Source organism: Streptomyces sp. NPDC050549, assembly GCF_040655035.1.
Taxonomy (GTDB): domain Bacteria; phylum Actinomycetota; class Actinomycetes; order Streptomycetales; family Streptomycetaceae; genus Streptomyces.
This window is the reverse complement of the sequence record NZ_JBFAJD010000001.1, coordinates 839,327-856,258: the sequence shown is the minus strand read 5'-3', so window position 1 is coordinate 856,258 and position 16,932 is coordinate 839,327. Positions and strand designations below refer to the sequence as shown.

General features: G+C 68.1%; 14 protein-coding genes and 1 pseudogene. 13 read left to right on the top strand and 2 right to left on the bottom strand.

What is annotated here, in order from left to right; all coding sequences use genetic code 11:
• Positions 1–222: 222 nt before the first annotated feature.
• Positions 223–1,383, top strand: a complete 1,161-nt coding sequence (locus tag AB0I51_RS03875; RefSeq protein WP_362971037.1) for a saccharopine dehydrogenase NADP-binding domain-containing protein — start codon at positions 223–225, stop codon at positions 1,381–1,383.
• Positions 1,384–1,409: 26 nt separating this feature from the next.
• On the opposite strand, the gene AB0I51_RS03870 is transcribed toward AB0I51_RS03875, so the two are convergent.
• Entirely contained in the window at positions 1,410–2,036 is a 627-nt protein-coding gene (locus AB0I51_RS03870; RefSeq protein WP_362971035.1) for a TetR/AcrR family transcriptional regulator, read from the bottom strand.
• 282 nt (positions 2,037–2,318) lie between these two features.
• Here AB0I51_RS03870 and AB0I51_RS03865 point away from each other — a divergent pair.
• Positions 2,319–2,630, top strand: a pseudogene (locus AB0I51_RS03865) (transposase); the annotation flags it as partial.
• A 225-nt stretch (positions 2,631–2,855) separates the two neighbouring features.
• Here AB0I51_RS03865 and AB0I51_RS03860 read toward each other — a convergent pair.
• Positions 2,856–3,686 (bottom strand): SDR family oxidoreductase, encoded by an 831-nt coding sequence (locus AB0I51_RS03860; protein ID WP_362971033.1) that lies wholly within the window; start codon positions 3,684–3,686, stop codon positions 2,856–2,858.
• 69 nt (positions 3,687–3,755) lie between these two features.
• Between AB0I51_RS03860 and AB0I51_RS03855 the strand changes: the two genes are divergently transcribed.
• The 11 genes from AB0I51_RS03855 (at position 3,756) to AB0I51_RS03805 (ending at position 16,574) form a co-directional block, all read left to right on the top strand.
• Positions 3,756–4,367: a TetR/AcrR family transcriptional regulator gene (locus tag AB0I51_RS03855; RefSeq protein WP_362971031.1), complete on the top strand. Its 612-nt coding sequence runs from the start codon at positions 3,756–3,758 to the stop codon at positions 4,365–4,367.
• Positions 4,368–4,784: 417 nt separating this feature from the next.
• On the top strand, positions 4,785–5,993 hold the full coding sequence (locus AB0I51_RS03850) for an IS110 family transposase (RefSeq protein ID WP_362971029.1): 1,209 nt from the start codon (positions 4,785–4,787) through the stop codon (positions 5,991–5,993).
• Between the two features lie 618 nt (positions 5,994–6,611).
• Positions 6,612–8,078 (top strand): group II intron reverse transcriptase/maturase, encoded by a 1,467-nt coding sequence (gene ltrA / locus AB0I51_RS03845; protein ID WP_362971027.1) that lies wholly within the window; start codon positions 6,612–6,614, stop codon positions 8,076–8,078.
• A 1,522-nt stretch (positions 8,079–9,600) separates the two neighbouring features.
• A complete protein-coding gene (locus tag AB0I51_RS03840; protein WP_362971025.1) occupies positions 9,601–10,929 on the top strand; it encodes a transcriptional regulator in 1,329 nt (442 codons plus the stop codon).
• Complete coding sequence (locus AB0I51_RS03835; protein WP_362971023.1) at positions 10,926–11,498, top strand: helix-turn-helix domain containing protein; 573 nt, start codon at positions 10,926–10,928, stop codon at positions 11,496–11,498. The genes AB0I51_RS03840 and AB0I51_RS03835 overlap by 4 nt, the downstream gene beginning before the upstream one ends.
• Positions 11,495–11,665, top strand: coding sequence for a hypothetical protein (locus AB0I51_RS03830; RefSeq protein WP_362971021.1), 171 nt, complete (start codon positions 11,495–11,497; stop codon positions 11,663–11,665). The genes AB0I51_RS03835 and AB0I51_RS03830 overlap by 4 nt, the downstream gene beginning before the upstream one ends.
• Complete coding sequence (locus AB0I51_RS03825) at positions 11,662–12,378, top strand: ParA family protein (protein ID WP_327312442.1); 717 nt, start codon at positions 11,662–11,664, stop codon at positions 12,376–12,378. The genes AB0I51_RS03830 and AB0I51_RS03825 overlap by 4 nt, the downstream gene beginning before the upstream one ends.
• Positions 12,375–13,133, top strand: a complete 759-nt coding sequence (locus AB0I51_RS03820; protein ID WP_327312443.1) for a hypothetical protein — start codon at positions 12,375–12,377, stop codon at positions 13,131–13,133. Before AB0I51_RS03825 ends, AB0I51_RS03820 begins: the two co-directional genes overlap by 4 nt.
• Positions 13,134–13,259: 126 nt before the next feature.
• A complete protein-coding gene (locus tag AB0I51_RS03815; RefSeq protein WP_327312444.1) occupies positions 13,260–13,571 on the top strand; it encodes a hypothetical protein in 312 nt (103 codons plus the stop codon).
• 241 nt (positions 13,572–13,812) lie between these two features.
• Positions 13,813–15,126 (top strand): DUF4365 domain-containing protein, encoded by a 1,314-nt coding sequence (locus AB0I51_RS03810; protein ID WP_362971018.1) that lies wholly within the window; start codon positions 13,813–13,815, stop codon positions 15,124–15,126.
• A complete protein-coding gene (locus AB0I51_RS03805) occupies positions 15,123–16,574 on the top strand; it encodes a hypothetical protein (protein ID WP_362971016.1) in 1,452 nt (483 codons plus the stop codon). Before AB0I51_RS03810 ends, AB0I51_RS03805 begins: the two co-directional genes overlap by 4 nt.
• Positions 16,575–16,932 lie beyond the last annotated feature (358 nt).

Sequence of the window (16,932 nt, the reverse complement as noted above, 5' to 3'; positions counted from 1 at the left end):
GCCACGGACGTGACGGGCGAAGAGATTCCCTGTCCGCCGCGAGCTGTCCGACGGATGCGGGGAACGAGGCGGCGGGATCACCGCCCACCCTTTACTTAACGTTCATTAAGGGCGAGTATGAGTCGCCCCCTCGGGCACGTCAACCCCCTCGGGCAGCAGCCCTGAAACGCCTCGGATGTCGGGTGCATCGCCGACTCCCCCTCGTCATCGCAAGGAGAATCCATGTCAAAGATCGTCGTGCTCGGCGGCGCCGGAGAGGTCGGGCAGTGGGTGACCCGGGACCTCGCGAGCCGCCCAGCGATCACCGAAGTGGTGATCGCCGAGGTGTCTCTCGACCGCGCACAGGCTCTCGCCGACGAGCTGAGCCCCAAGGCGCGGGTGATCGCCGTCGACACACGCGACCGGGGCCCCCTCCTGGAGGAGCTGCGTGATGCGGCCCTGCTGATGAACTGCACCAGCCACGTCTTCTTCGACGAGATCTTCCAGCTCGCGCTCGACGCCCGCGTGAACTACGCCGACCTGATCTCCGAACCGTCCCCCCGGCAGCGCGCCGACACGGTCAGGGCAGGCATCACCGCGGTCTCCGGCCTCGGCATCAGCCCCGGCGTCACGCAGGTACTGGCCCGGCACGCCGTGGACGAGTTCGACCAGGTGGACGAGATCCACGTCTCCGGGGTCTCCTGGCGCACCATCGCACCGTCCCGCGGAGGGCTGGAGACAGTGCTGTGGGAGCTGGCGGACCAGACGCCGACCCGTCAGTACTTCCAGAACGGCCGCTTCCGCGGCGCTCCCTACCTGGAGGGCTCCCGCTGGGTGGACTTCCTCGAACCCGTCGGGCGCCACCGCGTCTACTACGTACCGCACCCGGAGACCACGTCATTGGTGCGCAGCTTCCCCCAACTGAAGTTCTGCGCCACACGCGTGAGCTGGCGCGACGAGATCATGGAGGACGTCCGGGTCCTCAACAAGTACGGCCTGCTCGACGACGCCAAGGTCGCGGGTGCGGACGGCCCGACCATCCGCGAGGCCGTCCGAGACCGGATCTGGGACACCATGGGCGGTGAACGCGACGACCGCGGCTGGGCACTCATGTGCACCGTCGAGGTGATCGGCCTGCGAGAAGGCCGATCAGTCGTACGCACCTACCAAACGGGACACCCCGAGTGGGGCCATGACACCACCGGCCGCGTGACCGGCGTGAGCGCCGCCGTCGCAGCCGAACTCCTCGCCGTCCAGCCGCCCGAGCAGACCGGCTGGATCGATCCCGAGCTGGCCTTCGAACCCGCCCCGTTCCTGGCCGCGCTGGCCGAACGCGACTGCATTCCGATCGTGCAGAGCGAGGCGCCCCTGGACGGACAGGCACTGCAACGCCCCACGAGCTGAGCGCAGCCTGTCACGGTGAGCGCCGGTCAGTCACCGGCCGACGTCCGGCGTCCGCCGTCTGCACCGACCATGGCCAGCACCAGCTCCTCATAGTGAGCCGCGACGCCCTCGACGGTCTTCTCCAGCCCCGGGTTGAACCAGGTATGGACGTACTCGCACATCGTGATGATCGCGAAGCCCGTCACTTTGACGTCGTCGAAGACGAACTGGCCGCGACGCCTGCCCTCTTCGAGGATGCCTCGCAGCTCGGTGATGTACTCGCGCTCCATCGCGATGATCGCCTCGGCGCGCTCTTCCGGGAGTTCCCGCAGGAGCTGCCGCATGCCCGCGTTCACGTCGAACGCACGGGCGACGTCGGACTGCTGCAACTGCCACACCACGTGTGCGTGAACCATTTGACGCAGCCGGACAAGGGGGTCGTCCTCCGTGAGAGAGCCCTTGACGGCAGACCAGAAATCCGCCAGCGCCATCTCCAGGACGCTGGCGAAGATCTCCTCCTTGGACGGGAAGTACCAGTAAAGGGCAGGCGCCGATATCCCGAGCTCCGTCGCGATGGCCTTCATGCTCGTGCCGGCGTATCCGTGCTGCAGGAAGAGCTGGAGCGCCGTCCGCAGGACCTTGTCCCGCCCCACCGCCTCATCCGGACGCGACACAGCACGCGCTCCACCGCCCCTGCGTGAACCTCGCGCCACCATGTCCCTGCCCATCCCCACCGGCCATCCCGACGCTCACATAGTGCCAGCCGAGTCCGGCCCCCGACAGCGACACCCTTTTGTCAGCATGAACACTCACAGCCTGTGCGGCAGCCGACACGGTTGCTGGCCGGCTAATGCGACACCGCCGAATGCCGCCCCGGTCTGCACAGTCTCCTCCGGGGTCGGCCGATTGGTTCCAGAACTCGCAGCGGGCGACACTTACGCCCTTCTCCGGATATCGTGCGCCCTCACGGCGGCTGTCCCTTCGGCGGGCGCCTTGGACACACCGTCACCGCGCTGTTCCGAGACACCGAGGCCTTCGCGCTCCTACACCCCTTCAAGCGCCTGGCTGTCCGCCGGGAAAGACGCCTCGACCCGCACCAGCAGCTCGGCACCCCGCTGGTGTGGTGCTGGGACAATCTGAACGTGCGCCTGGACCGGCGGATGGCGTCCTTCGCTGAGGAGCACTCCGCGTGGCTCCGCCTGGTCCAGATGCCCGCGTACGCACCTGAGTCGAACCCGGTGGAAGGCGTGTGGTCGCTGCTGAAGCGCGCCATCGCCACCTTCGTCACCGCCGATCTGCGTTGTCTCGTCCGTATCGTCAAGCGCAAGCTCAAGAAGATCCAGTTCCGGCCCGACCTGCTCGACGGCCGCCTCGCCGAGACCAGCCTGGTGATCGAACCCCCGATCTCTACAAGTTCGACCTGCGTAGTCGTTCGGGGAGGCGGCGGACGAGGGCCGGGGCACGGGAGGGGCGCTGTGCCCCGGCCTTCCGAGTCAGGCGCCCAGAGCAAGACGACCGGAGCGGACGGCCGCGACGACGCCACCGTCCACGAGCAGGTCACTGCCGGTGATGAAGGAGGCCCCGGGCCCCAGCAGGAAGGCTGCGGCCTCGGCGATGTCGTCGGGAGTGCCCAGACGGCCCGTTCCCGACGCGGAGATCATGGCGCGCATCATCCGGCCGCCGTCCCCGTCGAGTTCCTGCTGCCCCATCGGAGTGGCGATCACGCCGGGGCTGATGGAATTGATCCGGGCTCCCCGCACGCCCCAGGAGGCGCTGGCAGCCTGAACACGCAGCCGGTTGCCGTACTTTGCCAGCCCATAGGAGCCTTGTCCCACGACCTCCGGATCGGCGAAGGGCAGGTCCAGCAGGTCGTCGGCGGGCGTGTGGGCGAGGGCCTGTTCCTGCTCTGCACTCAGGGGGGTGAGCAGCATATGACCGGCCATGCTGGAGATCACCAGGCCGGCTCCGCCGGGAGCGATGACCCGCCCGAACTCCTCCAGAACCAACGCCGTGCCGAGCAGGTCCACCTTCAGGACAGCAGCGGCGGGGGCCTGAACAGGAGAGAGGCCCGCGGTGTGCACGATCTGGACGACGGGGCCGAGCTGTGCCGCCGCGTCCGCGAGAGCCGCGACCGACGAGCGTGAGGAGACGTCCACCGCCTGCGTGACGATGTCGTGTCCCTGCCCGCGCAGAAGATCCGCGACGGAAGCGAGACTCTCCTCATTGAAGTCGGCGAGCAGCAGCTTGTTGCCAGCGCCCTGGCGCCGGGCAATGGCCTGCCCCATTCCGCCCACACCGATGACGACGACCAGGTTCGTGCCCACGGACACCTCCACATAACATTACGATACGTTTCGCAATTAGGAAGTGTACCTCTCGTACGATGGGCGGCTATGGATAAGGTGCGGCGGCCTGGGCGGCCTCGGGACGCGGCCAGGGACGAGGCAATCCTCGACGCGGCGCGGGAGGTCCTCCTGCGTGACGGTTATGCCGGTCTGTCGATGGAGAAGATCGCTGCCGCGGCCGGGGTCGGTAAGCCCACGCTCTACCGCCGCTGGTCCTCCAAGGCAGCCCTCGTCGGCGATGCCGTGCTGCACAGCTTTCTCGCTTCCGTGCCCGGCACCCGCCTGCCCGGTCGGCAGACCACGGACGGCGCCGCCCAGCAGCTGACCGCCTGGTTCGGGGCCTACGCCACATCGGTCGGCGACCCGCGGCATGCGGCCATGATCCTGGCTTTGACCGCTGCCGCCGCCGAGAGTCCGCACGACGCCGAAAGCCTGTATCGGCACCACACCCGTGCGCAATACGAGGCCGTCGTGAGCTGTCTGCGCGCGGGAGTGGCGAGCGGCGAATTCCGCGCCGACGCCGATCTCGAAGCGGTCGCTGACGCCCTCATCGGCTCCGTCCTCTACCAGCTCCTCACCCGCACGAGCGACGCCTCACCCCACCGAACCGAGCATCTGCTCGTCATTCTGCTGGCCGGACTGCGCGCCGCTGATCACTGACTGCAGCGTGAACGCCGTCGTGGTGGGGCGGGACGGACCCCGGTCCAGGGTGAGGGAGTCGTGTTCGCATCCTCTTGATGCGCGCCGTACAGGCCCCACTGGCTCCCACCAGGTCCGGAGCGCGAACATCCGCGTCGCCCTCAAGAACGTCACCCCCCGTTATGTTCTTCGCGGTTCCGCAATGGGGCCGCTGGCCTCCGGGCCCGGCATGACTGTTCCCCCCTGTCGAACGGATGACCTGGGGGGTGGTGTCACCGGGCCCGGGAGGTGCCGTCGGAGACGCTGATCAGAGGTCCGGCCACCGCCCGGTCCGGCGCAATGCCGGACAGCTCGCGGGCGGCAGGTCTGCATAACGTGGATGCGCGCGTACGACACCACTACCAAGGCCGGCACGTTCAACACCCTGGGAAGGGCGCGATGTTCGACACCGAAGACGTGGGCGTGTTCCTCGGCCTGGACGTCGGCAAGAGTGCTCACCACGGCCACGGACTCACCCCGGCCGGGAAGAAGGTCCTCGACAAGCCCCTGCCCAACAGCGAGCCGAAACTGCGGGCCGTCTTCGACAAGCTGACCGCGAAGTTCGGCATCGTGCTGGTGATCGTGGACCAGCCCGCCTCCATCGGAGCCCTCCCCCTCACGGTCGCCCGGGACGCGGGCTGCAAGGTCGCCTACCTGCCCGGACTCGCGATGCGGCGGATCGCCGACCTGTATCCGGGCGAGGCGAAGACCGACGCGAAAGACGCCGCGGTGATCGCGGACGCCGCCCGCACCATGCCCCACACCCTGCGCTCGCTGGAACTGACCGACGAGATCACCGCCGAACTGACCGTCCTGACCGGCTTCGACCAGGACCTCGCGGCCGAGGCCACCCGCACCTCCAACCGGATACGCGGCCTGCTCACCCAGTTCCACCCCAGCTTGGAACGCGTTCTCGGCCCCCGTCTGGACCACCCCGCCGTGACCTGGCTGCTGGAACGCCACGGCTCCCCGGCCGCGCTGCGAAAGGCCGGCCGCCGCAGGCTCGTTGAGGTGATACGGCCCAAGGCCCCGCGCATGGCCGCCCGGTTGATCGATGAGGTCTTCGACGCGCTCGACGAGCAGACCGTCGTCGTCCCCGGGACCGGCACCCTCGACGTCGTGATCCCGTCCCTGGCCCGCTCCCTCGCGGCCGTCCATGAACAGCGCCGGGCACTGGAGACCCAGATCAAAGCCCTGCTGGAGGACCACCCTCTTTCCAAGGTCCTGACCTCGATGCCGGGGGTCGCGGTCAGGACCGCCGCAGTACTGCTGGTCACCGTCGGCGACGGCACCAGCTTCCCCACCGCCGCCCACCTCGCCTCCTACGCCGGCCTCGCCCCGACCACGAAGTCCTCGGGAACCTCGATCCACGGCGAACACGCACCCAGAGGCGGCAACCGGCAACTCAAGCGGGCAATGTTCCTGTCCGCGTTCGCCGCCCTGCACGATCCCGCCTCCCGCACCTACTACGACCGCTGCCGGGCCCGCGGGAAGACCCACACCCAGGCTCTCCTCCGCCTTGCCCGACAGCGGATCAGCGTGCTCTTCGCGATGCTTCGCGACGGCACCTTCTACGAACCCCGCCTCCCCGAAGCAGCCGTCGCATGACCAGCTCAGGCTTGACGAAGGACATAGGTGCGCCGTGAAGCGCGAGTTGTTCGAGTGGCGGTGAAAGGACGCCACCGCCGTCCTGTCGCAGCAGGGCGGTTGAAGCTGAGGGCAGCCCGACCCGGGAGGTGCCGGGGAGGGTGGCAAGCGGCCCTGACAAAGCCGGGACGTATCAGCACTGCCAGATGGTGCGGGTCCGGCAAGCGAGACGGAAAGGAGTACGCGAGGAACCGGCGTTGACGCCTCCTTACTCGTCACCAGCTCGAACCTGGCGGATCTGGGCTGGTTGCGGTGCGTCCCTGCCTTGCTATGGGGGTGGGGAACTTCCCGGTCGGTTGCTATGTGTCGGTCGGGGAGGCCACGGCGAAGTGCTGCGGGGTAGTCGTGGCGATGCCGCGGGGGTATAGCCGGGCTCCTCCTCCGTCGATCGAACAGCATGTGAACACGGGAACCGTTCCGGTCCTGACCTGCGGCAACGTCTCCAGCGAGGCCGCAGGCTGGGCCCACCGTCGGCCGACCGGGCCGGGACGGGACGGAGCCGCCGTAGTACTCCGAGCCGGGGAGAGCCCGGCACATGGGGAAGGGCGGCAGCGGAAGCGAGAAGGGAAGGAGACTGTAATGCCGAAAGAAGCACCGCTGAACAGCGGTGCACCAGGGGCTCCTATGGGGCCTCACCAGCGGGTATCGGGGATGCAGGCCAAACTTCACCGTTGGGCGGCGGCCGACGAAGGCCGCAGGTTCGATGATCTGTTCAACCTCGTGTGCGACCCGGCGACGCTCCTGGTGGCGTTCGAACGGGTCGCAGGAAACAAGGGTGCCAAAACGCCCGGAGTGGACGGCCTCACCGCCGTCAACGTCGAGCAAGAGATTGGCTCCTACGGGTTCCTGGAGGATCTTCGGCACGTACTTAAATCGGGTGAGTTCCGCCCGCTGCCGGTGCGTGAACGGAAGATCCCCAAGCCGGGCGGTTCGGGCAAGGTCAGAAGCCTAGGCATTCCGACCATCACCGACCGCGTGGTCCAGGCGGCCCTCAAGCTGGTGCTGGAGCCGATCTTCGAGGCCGAGTTCAAGCCGGTCTCCTACGGCTTCCGGCCCCTGCGGCGGGCACACGACGCGATCGCCGAGATCCACTTCTACGGCACCCACGGCTACCGCTGGGTCCTGGACGCGGACATCGAGGCGTGCTTCGACTCGATCGACCACACGGCCCTGATGGACCGGGTGCGCGAGCGGGTCAAGGACAAGCGCGTGTTGCGGCTGGTCAAGGCGTTCCTCAAGGCCGGCGTCCTCACCGAGGACAACAACCGCGAGGACACCCTCACCGGCACCCCGCAGGGCGGCATCCTCTCCCCACTCCTGGCGAACATCGCCCTGTCGGCGCTCGACGAGCACCTGACCCGGCCCTGGGAACCGGGCGGGGAGATGGCCACCAGCCACCTGCGCAGGCGACGACGCACCGCCGGACGTCCGAACTGGCGAGTCGTCCGCTACGCGGACGATCTCGTGGTTCTGCTCGACGGCACACACGACGACGTCGAAGCGCTGCGCGAGGACATCGCCGACGTGCTGCAACCGCTCGGTCTTCGGCTCTCCGAGGCGAAGACGCAGGTGGTGCACATGTCGGACGGGTTCGACTTCCTGGGGTTCCGCATCCAGTGGCGCCGCAAGCGAGGAACGGACAAGTGGCCCGTCTACACCTTCATCGCTGACCGGCCCATCCGGCAGCTGAAGGACAAGATCCGTGCCCTGACGAACAGAACATCGCAGCAGAACCCCAGGGACGTGCTGATCAGGCTCAACCAGATCATGCGCGGCTGGGCCAACTACTTCAAGCACGCGGTCTGCAAAGCCGCCCTGAGCTCCCTGGCCAGCTTCACGTGGCACCGGGTGATCAGCTGGTGGATGGCGCTGCACCGCTGGAAGTGGAAGGACGTCCGCCGACGCTTCACCGACCACAACGGACGGTGGCACAAGCTCTCGGCAGACGGGATCGAACTGTTCGACCTCCAGGCGGTGACGGTCACCCGCTACCGCTACAGAGGCAACACAATCCCCAACCCCTGGACCCGCCCCAACCACGCCTGAACGGCAGAGTCCGTGGAGAGCCCGGTACTCGGAGACGGGTACGCCGGGTTCGGCGAGCGGCACGGAGAAACGGACCGGTGGCAACACCGGCACCGCGCTCCGTGCCGACTCAACAGGCACCCCCCCGGGCCGACGCCACGGCCGGCCTGCCCCTGAACGACCCCGTCCGCTGACCGACGGATTCACAGGTCCGCCCCGACGCCCCCTGCCCGAACGAGCCGGAGACAGTCCGCCGACGCCCTACGGACGGGCTCGTGGTCCATCGACAGCACCGAACAGGCCGGCACTTCGCACCACACCGGCATCTTCCGTCTCACGGAAGAGGTAGGGGAACGTTGTCAACGGCCAGTTGTTTGCGGCTCTTCGGCACTTTCCGTGAATCACGGAAAGTGCCGAAGAGCCATCCACTCGGCCCACGGCACCGTCGGCCTGTACACCGCCGCGTCGCCCCGGCCCCTGCCCGGCCCCTGGATCTTGGTATCGCGCCCAGGTATCGCGCCTCCGCGACACCCTTCCGGACGATGTCGCCATCACCCAACGACGGGAGCCGCGCCCATGCCGCACATCACCGCTTCTGCCAGGAACCAGTGGTTCTCGGCAGAAGCGGTCAGCGCGACGCTCTCGCCAGTGATCACTTCCAGGGTCTGCTGCAGAGCACACCATCAGTGATCGAGTTCAGCTAGAGCGGGTCGACAAGAAGACACCTCGTACATGTACTTGCGAATTCGTCCGCCGCCTGAATGTCCACTACAGACCGGCGTCGGCCCACCCTTGACGCCCGGAATGCCCGGATCTGCCGCATGGGTGGTGGGAGAGGGACGACAATACGCGGACCCGAATTCGACCCGAATTCGACCCGGACACTTTGTTTAGCGAGAAAACATGGCATCTGACCTGCTGAGATAGAGAGCGGCAGACGAGTCGGGCTGTACGCCGGGTATTCCTGGAGCACCTTTCTGACCTGCGGCTTTATGGGTTCGAACCGGCTGTGACCTGCTAGGACGGGTTGCAGAGGCGATCGGAGGCAGTCAGAGGAAACCGCTCTGATTCGACCCGGGTTCGACCCGAGCTGCTCGGAGCCAGCCAGAGGCAATCACCCTCTGTTTGGCCCCGAATCAGCCAAGGTCAGGACGGTGTCGAACCGGTGAGGACTCCTCTGGCGGCCCTCCGAGTCGTTCTCGGTCGAGCCGCGATGGGGACGCCTGCCTCTGATGCGGGGCCAGGCATACGAAGGCCTCCAGGACGGCAATCCTGGAGGCTTCGCTTGGCACCGATTGGAGGTCGGTTCCGGACCCACCCGTGGTTTTAGCGGGCCTGGGTGGCGTCCACGTCCTTGCGAGACGACCCCACAGTGCCACACCACACCCAGCAGACGGACTCATCCCGACGTCCAATTCACCCGAGCGAGCGACTGGGGCTTCACCGGCTGTCTCCGGCTGCGGCTGACCTGGTTCTGCTCGGAGACCTCACCGGCCGCTACGCGGCGGGAAGCTACAGCAGGCTCGGCTCCGACCGCCGGAGCGTGGTCCTGCGCGCGGACCACCAGGGCGCGGCTGAGCACGGGCACCGGATCACCGCGGCCATCGCCTGCCACGTGGCCCGCGCCGGCGGCACCATCGACCAGCTCACGCAGCTCCTGCTGCACCCCGAGCACGAAGGCGGACGGCACACCCGGCAAATCGCGCTGCGATCCGGGCAGTCGCGCGCCCTGGACTATATCCGTCGGGTGTGGGCCAGCGCCTCGGACACGATCAGCAGCACCACGGCGCTGGGTTCCCGGCACGAGGCGTACGAAGTTCTCGCCGCACTGCGCGACCGGATCGAAACGACGCCGTGGCGCGGGGAGCGTGGACGGACCGCGTTGCGGGTGCTGCGGGCGCACCTGAACTTCGCCGAGATCGCGGGCGGACCCCTGCACCACGCCAGTGAGCGGCAGACCGCGGAGGAAGCCGGGGTCTCCCGCACGACACTGCGGGCCGTCTACGAGACGGTCCTCCGGCCACAGGGCTGGCTGCGGCGTCTCCGTGTGGGCCATGGCCGGGAGGGCTCCACCTGGTACCTGGGCGACGTCAATGTCCCCGGACACGGCGACCACGCTCTGCTGTCTCGTTTCCGGTCCACTCAGTTCCCCCCCGACCCGGCACTTGAGGAGTGGACCACCCCTGAGACGGCCACGACGGCCGACATCGACTCCACCGTCCTCAGCCGTCTCATGGGCCACGACGCCTTCGCCCACCACGCCCTCGGCAGCGCCGCCCTCCTGATCATCAGCGCCCTGCACCAGCACCCCCACCAGACCGTTGCCGAGCTCGTCGGCACCTCCTCGGTCTCCCGCGCCACCACCTACCGGACCCTAAATCTCCTCGCCGACCACGGTCTCGTTCACCACACCGGAGAGACCTGGACCCTTGCACCACGTGCGCTGGAGGGCTTCGGTATCCGCCTCCCGGACGACGACAACGGCCACACGCCGGCACAGGGCTGGGCCAAGGTCGCCGAGCAACACAGCACCTGGGGCATCGCGGCCCGGCGCAAGGCCCTGCACGCGGCGGAACGGGCGGCCTACCAGGAGGCACTGGACCGGTTTGCGGAGCACCGCAGCAGGGCCGTGGTGCTCGTCCGCAACGGCCATCAGGTCCTGGTACCCATGCCGCGCCCCGACGAGATCCCGCCCACGTGGCACGCCCCGGACGAGCGCGTTCTCGACCCGGTCACCGGCCGTCCGGCCGCCGACTGGCGGGTCGCCACCGACGGCCGCCTGATCCTCATCACCCCATCCGACCAGCGCAGTTACGACGAGCTGGCCGCCGCCCATGCCGAAGCCCTCAGCGAATGGGAGTCCGTCGCATGAACCCACACCCCCCGGCCACGCCTGGCGCGAGCGAGGCTGTGACGCCCCAGGCCCTGCGCCAGCGGTACGAGTCCGGTGCCACGGTCGACGAACTCGTCACCGCCAGCGGCCTGTCCTACGGCACCGTCCTCAACCGGCTGCACGACGCCGGGACCGTCATGCGCACCTCCTGGCAGACCCGCCGGATGCGGCAGAACCCACAAGCCCGCAAGCGCCTCGCGGCCCATCTGCGCACCCTGTACGAGCAGCACGGCGCAACCCTCACCGAACTCGCCACAACGGCGGGAGAGACGAGGCGCGGCGCCCGGCGCCTGCTGATCGAGGCCGGCGGCACCGTGCGCACCACCCAGCAGACCCAGCGGATGCGCACGGCAGCGCGGGCCGCCGAACGGTACAAGGTCGCGCTGTCCCTGCGGGCCCGGTACGAGGACGGCGCCACGGTCCCCGACCTCGCCAGGGAACACAGCTACTCCATCGCCACCGTCTACCGGCTCCTGCACCAAGCAGGCACCCGCATGCGGCCCCAGCACCACCACGGACCGGCCCACGACACGAAGGAGCGGCCATGAGCCCCCGCGTTCTCGCAGGTGTCCCCCGCGGCACCTGGCAGATCAAGAAGGCGGTCGTGCGCCATTCCGGCTGCCGCCGGGCAGCACGGGCACCCCCGTCGTCGGCCCGCTCGACAACCCGCGCATCAAACAACACCCCTTCCCTTCAGGAGATCAAGCACACGTGAGTGAGAACACCCGTCACAAGACCCTGGCCGCAGCCACGGAACACGTCTGGGACGCGTTCGTGATCGTCGTTGGCATGCTCAAGGGCGGCACCGGCAAGACCACCTCGGCCTGGTTCATCGCCCTCTACTACGCGGTCGTCCTCGGCCTGCCCACGTTGCTGCTGGACGCCGACGCGACGAGCCAGTCCGCCTACGACTGGTTCAAGGTCGCCCAGGCCGCCGGCTTCGAGATTCCCGAGAACCTGGTTGTCGAGCGGTACCCGTTCGACGACATCGCCGAGTACATCCGGGTCAAGCGCGCCGAGTTCGGCGCGATCGTGGTCGACGCCGGCGGCGGCAGCGCTCGGATCTTCCACGAGGCTGTTACCGAGGCGAACCTGCTGCTCGTGCCGGTCGCCCCCACCAAGATCGAGCGCCGCAAGCTCGTGGCCACCTTCGACGAGGCCGAGCGCGCCGCCGCCCGCAACGAGCACGGCGTCACCGCCCACGTCGTGATGGTCAAGGCCGACGACCGCACCAGCCTTCCGAGCCGGGCGAAGGACCAGCTCCTGGAGCCCGCCGAGGGCGAGGGCATCGGCCCGGATCGCGACGAGCCGTTCCCGCTCGCCGAGACCACCATCCACTCCTGGGTCCACTACATGGAGGCATTCGGCGAGATCCCGACCGAACTGAGCGAGTACGCCAACCTGATGAAGGAGCTGACCGAGGCATGAGCGTGAACAGCGAGCGGCCGAAGCCGCCGGCCCGCCGCACCGGCGGGCGTGCCCTGGGCGGGGCGAAGAAGAGTCCCCCTCCGCCTCCCCCGGCCGCCGAGCTCACGCACGAGCAGTACGCCGCCGAACAGACCGTCACCCGCGACGAAGGCCGTCCCACCACCGAACCGCCGAAAGGTGAGCCCGCTCCTTCCACCGTCCCCGACGATGCCTCGGAGCAGGGCCGGATTGCAGCAGCGCCCGAAGGGACACAGACGTCCACCCAGCCGACCATCGTGCAGCATGAGCCTCCGGCTGCCGCACCTGCAGCTCCAGCGTTGCGGCCCGCGCAGCCGACCGAACCCGCTGCGCGACACGGCCTCTCCCCCGTCCCGTCCGCGGCTCCTGACGGGACCCCGGCCGCCGAGGTGGCGGTCCGTCCGGCAGCTTCTCCGGTCGCCGCCGATACCGCGTTCCCGGTAAGGACCGAGGGGCCGGGGTCTCACCGGGAGCAGTACGTGCGACCGGAGGCAACACCCAGCGAGGGAACACCGTGGGCTCACGGCCCTGGCCGCCCCAAGGACATCCCTGAGACGGCCGTGATCCTCAACCAGCGCATCATCACGCGCGAGAGCCTCGACTCGTCGGTCCCCGCCGCGTTGAAGCTCAAGAAGCGGATCAAGCGCTTCGCGCTGGACAACGAACTCGACCACCTGCCCATCGGCGACATCGTCTCCGTCGCGCTGGACGAGTGGCTCACCGCCCGCGGCTTCTGACGCGGCGTTCATCTCCCAGGGTGTCCGCGAACGCTTCTCGCGTTCGCGGACACCCGTCCCATCGACTATTCCACTAGTCGACTAGGCGGCTAGCTAGTCGACTAGTGGGCCGGACTGGAGCAGCACGTGCCCGATCTCTCGCGCCACGCCCGTCAGCTGCGTGAACTGGCTGACGCTCTCGACGCGCAATCCGACCTGACCGACGACCCGTTGGCGCCTCATCCGGACACATTGGAGGTCATCAGTGGCCGCCATACCAGTCGTGGGCAGATCAACTACGCCGTTCCCGACGCTCTCCAACTGCAGCGGCGCATCCGCCGGTACCACGCGGACCACGGCGTCCAGCACGGTGACATCGTCGCCATAGCGCTCGACGCATTCCTTCGCGCCAAGGGCTACCCTCCCGATCTCACCCCGCCCAAGGCCGAACAACAGTGATCACACCCCCGGGCGAGGTCAGTGAAGTCCTCGAAATGTCCCGGCGCCCGTCCTCCGAGTCTCCTCCCGCATGCGTGCACGGGTCGTTGTCGGTGGTCCCTCCTATCCTGAGTTGACCTGGACCAGGCGTGAAGGACGGAGGATCACTCCATGGGGTGGGACAACAACGCGCGACCTCGGCCTCCCAGATCCGGCCGGGCTGCGGCGGGCACTCCGGTGTCCTTCTCGGAGCACTGATCGGATGCCGCAGCGCAGCGTCCAGCAGCGGGCTGGGTTCCGGGGCGAGGCATTCGTCGACAAGGCCGTCTCCGACGCCGGCCATGTGTGGAACGACACCAAACGTGACTTCGCCATCGACGGTCAGATCGAGTTCGTGGACGCCGATCGGGAAGTCACCGGTGTCGCCGTCCTGGCCCAGGTGAAGGGCACAGAAGTCGGGTTTCGGGGCGCGACCGCGACCGAATTCAAGTTCACGTGCAAGGCCGACCACATCGCCTACTGGCTCCGGCTGGGCCGTCCGGTCGTGCTCATCTGCGTGGACCTGCGTGTCCAGCAGGCGTGGTGGAAACGCGTCGACACCTGGTTCGCCGACCCTGAACGCAAGGCACGTCGCGTCGTCCAGTTCGACACGGCCGCTGACCGCTTCGACCTCGATGCCTTCAGTCAGCTTTCGGCCCTGGGCGTGCCCGCCGGAGAGCCGCTGCCACGCCTTGAAGGAAGCGAACAGCTGGTCTCGAACCTCCTCACGATTGAGGGCTTCGCACCGCTCATCTACGAGGCGTCCACGCCGTGTCGTGACCGCGGCGATGCCTGGGAGCGGATGCGCTCGAACGGCAACCAGTTCGAGAGCGGCTTCGTCCTGGCCGCCGGACGAATCTACTCACTGTGCCGACTGGACGAGGGCCCGCTCGCCGTGCTGTGCGACGGGCCGGTCACCTCCATCCCGACGCAGAACTGGGCGACCGCCGAGGACCCCGACCTGCAGCGGCGCTTCGTTTCCCTGCTGAACTTCACCCTGCGCTCCGCCCACCATTCCGAGCTGGTGTGGCATCCCACGAAGAAGGTCGTCTACGTGCAGGCCCCGCCGGACCGATCCAGCCGGAAGATCAAAGGCCGCTACCGCGGCAGCCGCGGACGCGCCTTCTTCACCCCGTACTTCGGCAAGGACGACACAACCAAGATCACCTTCTGTCGTCACTACGCTGCCGGCCTGTACTTCCGCCGCTGGAGCGAACAGTGGTTCCTGGAGATCAACCCCACCTACCACTTCACCATCGACGGCCGACGCGACTCGCTGTACGACGCCGAGTACGTCCAGAAAATCAAACGGCTGGAACGCAACAACGCCGTCTATCAGCTCGTACGCGCCTGGGCCGACTACCTGCAAGGCGATGACACCCTGTTCAGAAGCCGCGATGAGCGCATCCGATTCGGCCAGCTCCTGCAGCTCGACTGCGATGCCGCCATCGACGAAAGCGTCTGGAGTCCGCAAGAACCAGCGCCGAAACCGAGCGTGAACGGGCTGGCCGAGGGACTGTGGGAGCTGCCGCAATGAAAGCACCAGTGCTGCACGAGCCGGAACTGGAGTTCCGCGCCGGAAACCGCCACATCGATCCCCGCTACGGCATCAGCGTGTTCGGCCCCGCCGACGCCGACTCACCTACCGGACCCCGTCAGATCCCCATCGCCCTGGTCGGCCCCGCCCATGCGGTCGACGGCATCCGAAGCTGGCTCCAGCGCTGCAAGAACCACATCGAGGCCAAGGACACCAAACCCGGCCAGGAGAACCTGCACCAGCCGTTCCCCAGCTTCAGCACCGACTCCCCGTTCGGCGCCGAGCTCGTCTTCGATGACACCCTCGTCCGCGAGATCCCCGAACGCCAACTGCGCCGCCTGGCCCGCGCCGACACAGCCTCCGCCACCGCCGACGCGGTCGAGATGTACGCCGACGCCGCCCGGTCCCTGGCCGACACCGGACGCTGCCGCGTCGTGATCTGCGCCCGCCCGGAAGAACTCCACGACCGCGAAGAACACCCGCCGTCAGAGGAGAACAGGGCCGAACGCGAAGAGGATCAGGACGAGCGAGGAACCGGAGGCGACTTCCACGACCTGCTCAAGGCCACCGCGCTCACGCTGCCCGCTCCCCTGCAGCTGATGCGCAAGGAGACCTGGACCGGGATCCCTGCCAGGACCAACGGGCAAACACTCCGCCCCCTGCAGGACGAGGCCACCAGGGCCTGGAACCTGCACACGGCCCTGTACTACAAGGTCGGCGGAACCCCCTGGCGCATGCAGCGCCACAGCTCCGACCTGGCCACCTGCTACGTCGGGGTCAGCTTCTACCGCAGCGCGAACGGAAACGAGCTGCACACCGCCGTCGCCCAGGTGTTCAACGAACGCGGCGACGGCGTCGTCGTCCGCGGCGGCACCGCGCAGATCTCCAAGACCGATCGCCAGCCCCACCTGACGCTCTCCGACGCCCGGCAACTGCTACTGGACGCGCTGGCCGAGTACCGCACCGCTCACGGCCACCAGCCCGCGCGCATCGTCGTGCACAAGACCTCGAACTTCACCACCGGGGAGATCGACGGCTTCCACGAGGCCGCCGACATACGCGACATCGACCATGTCGACCTTCTGTGGATCCAGCGGCGCGGCGCCCCACACCTGTACCGCACCGGGCAACTCCCGCCGCTGCGCGGCACCAGCGTCCAACTGGACGCCCGATCCCTGCTCCTGTACACCCGCGGCTCCGTGCCGTACTTCCGGACCTACCCCGGCCTGTACGTCCCCCAGCCCCTGCTGATCCGGCCCGCAACGCTCGGCACAGATCTGCTGACCGCCAGCACCGACATCCTCGCTCTGACCAAGATGAACTGGAACAACGCCCAACTCGACGAACGCGACCCGCTCACACTACGCACCGCCTACAGGGTCGGCTCCATCCTCAAGCACGTCCCCGCCGCGGCCCGAATCGCCACCCGCTACGCCTACTACATGTAGCGCTCAGGACAACCTTCGATCGCATCTGCGCCGTCAAAAACGTCTAAGCAGCGCCCCGGGCAAGGGCCGGTCTCGCACTGCTCAGCGGGCCCGACGGCGGTCTCTGACGCCGGGCCGCTCAGCGGTAGTCGCAATTGGGCGACGAGACGCCAGCCCGCCCATGTTGGGTCCCCAAAAGAGGGAACCGGGGCGGGCAGCTTGCCGGTGGACCGGGGCTGTGCTGGATCGAAACACCACCTCGTCGCCGCTCGAAACGCTGGCAAGGGCCCCAGGATGAAGGTGTATGCGGGGGTCTACGTCAGCCACTCCGTCGAGATTTCCCGTTCGAGATACCTCCACGGATCGTTGCGCAGGGCTG

Excerpts from the sequence above, each read along its gene's own strand:
- AB0I51_RS03830 (WP_362971021.1), top strand. The coding sequence starts at position 11,495 with ATGAGCCCCCGCGTTCTCGCAGGTGTCCCCCGCGGCACCTGGCAGATC.
- AB0I51_RS03850 (WP_362971029.1), top strand. The coding sequence starts at position 4,785 with ATGTTCGACACCGAAGACGTGGGCGTGTTCCTCGGCCTGGACGTCGGC.
- AB0I51_RS03835 (WP_362971023.1), top strand. The coding sequence starts at position 10,926 with ATGAACCCACACCCCCCGGCCACGCCTGGCGCGAGCGAGGCTGTGACG.
- AB0I51_RS03875 (WP_362971037.1), top strand. The coding sequence starts at position 223 with ATGTCAAAGATCGTCGTGCTCGGCGGCGCCGGAGAGGTCGGGCAGTGG.
- AB0I51_RS03810 (WP_362971018.1), top strand. The coding sequence starts at position 13,813 with ATGCCGCAGCGCAGCGTCCAGCAGCGGGCTGGGTTCCGGGGCGAGGCA.
- AB0I51_RS03820 (WP_327312443.1), top strand. The coding sequence starts at position 12,375 with ATGAGCGTGAACAGCGAGCGGCCGAAGCCGCCGGCCCGCCGCACCGGC.
- AB0I51_RS03805 (WP_362971016.1), top strand. The coding sequence starts at position 15,123 with ATGAAAGCACCAGTGCTGCACGAGCCGGAACTGGAGTTCCGCGCCGGA.
- AB0I51_RS03855 (WP_362971031.1), top strand. The coding sequence starts at position 3,756 with ATGGATAAGGTGCGGCGGCCTGGGCGGCCTCGGGACGCGGCCAGGGAC.
- ltrA (WP_362971027.1), top strand. The coding sequence starts at position 6,612 with ATGCCGAAAGAAGCACCGCTGAACAGCGGTGCACCAGGGGCTCCTATG.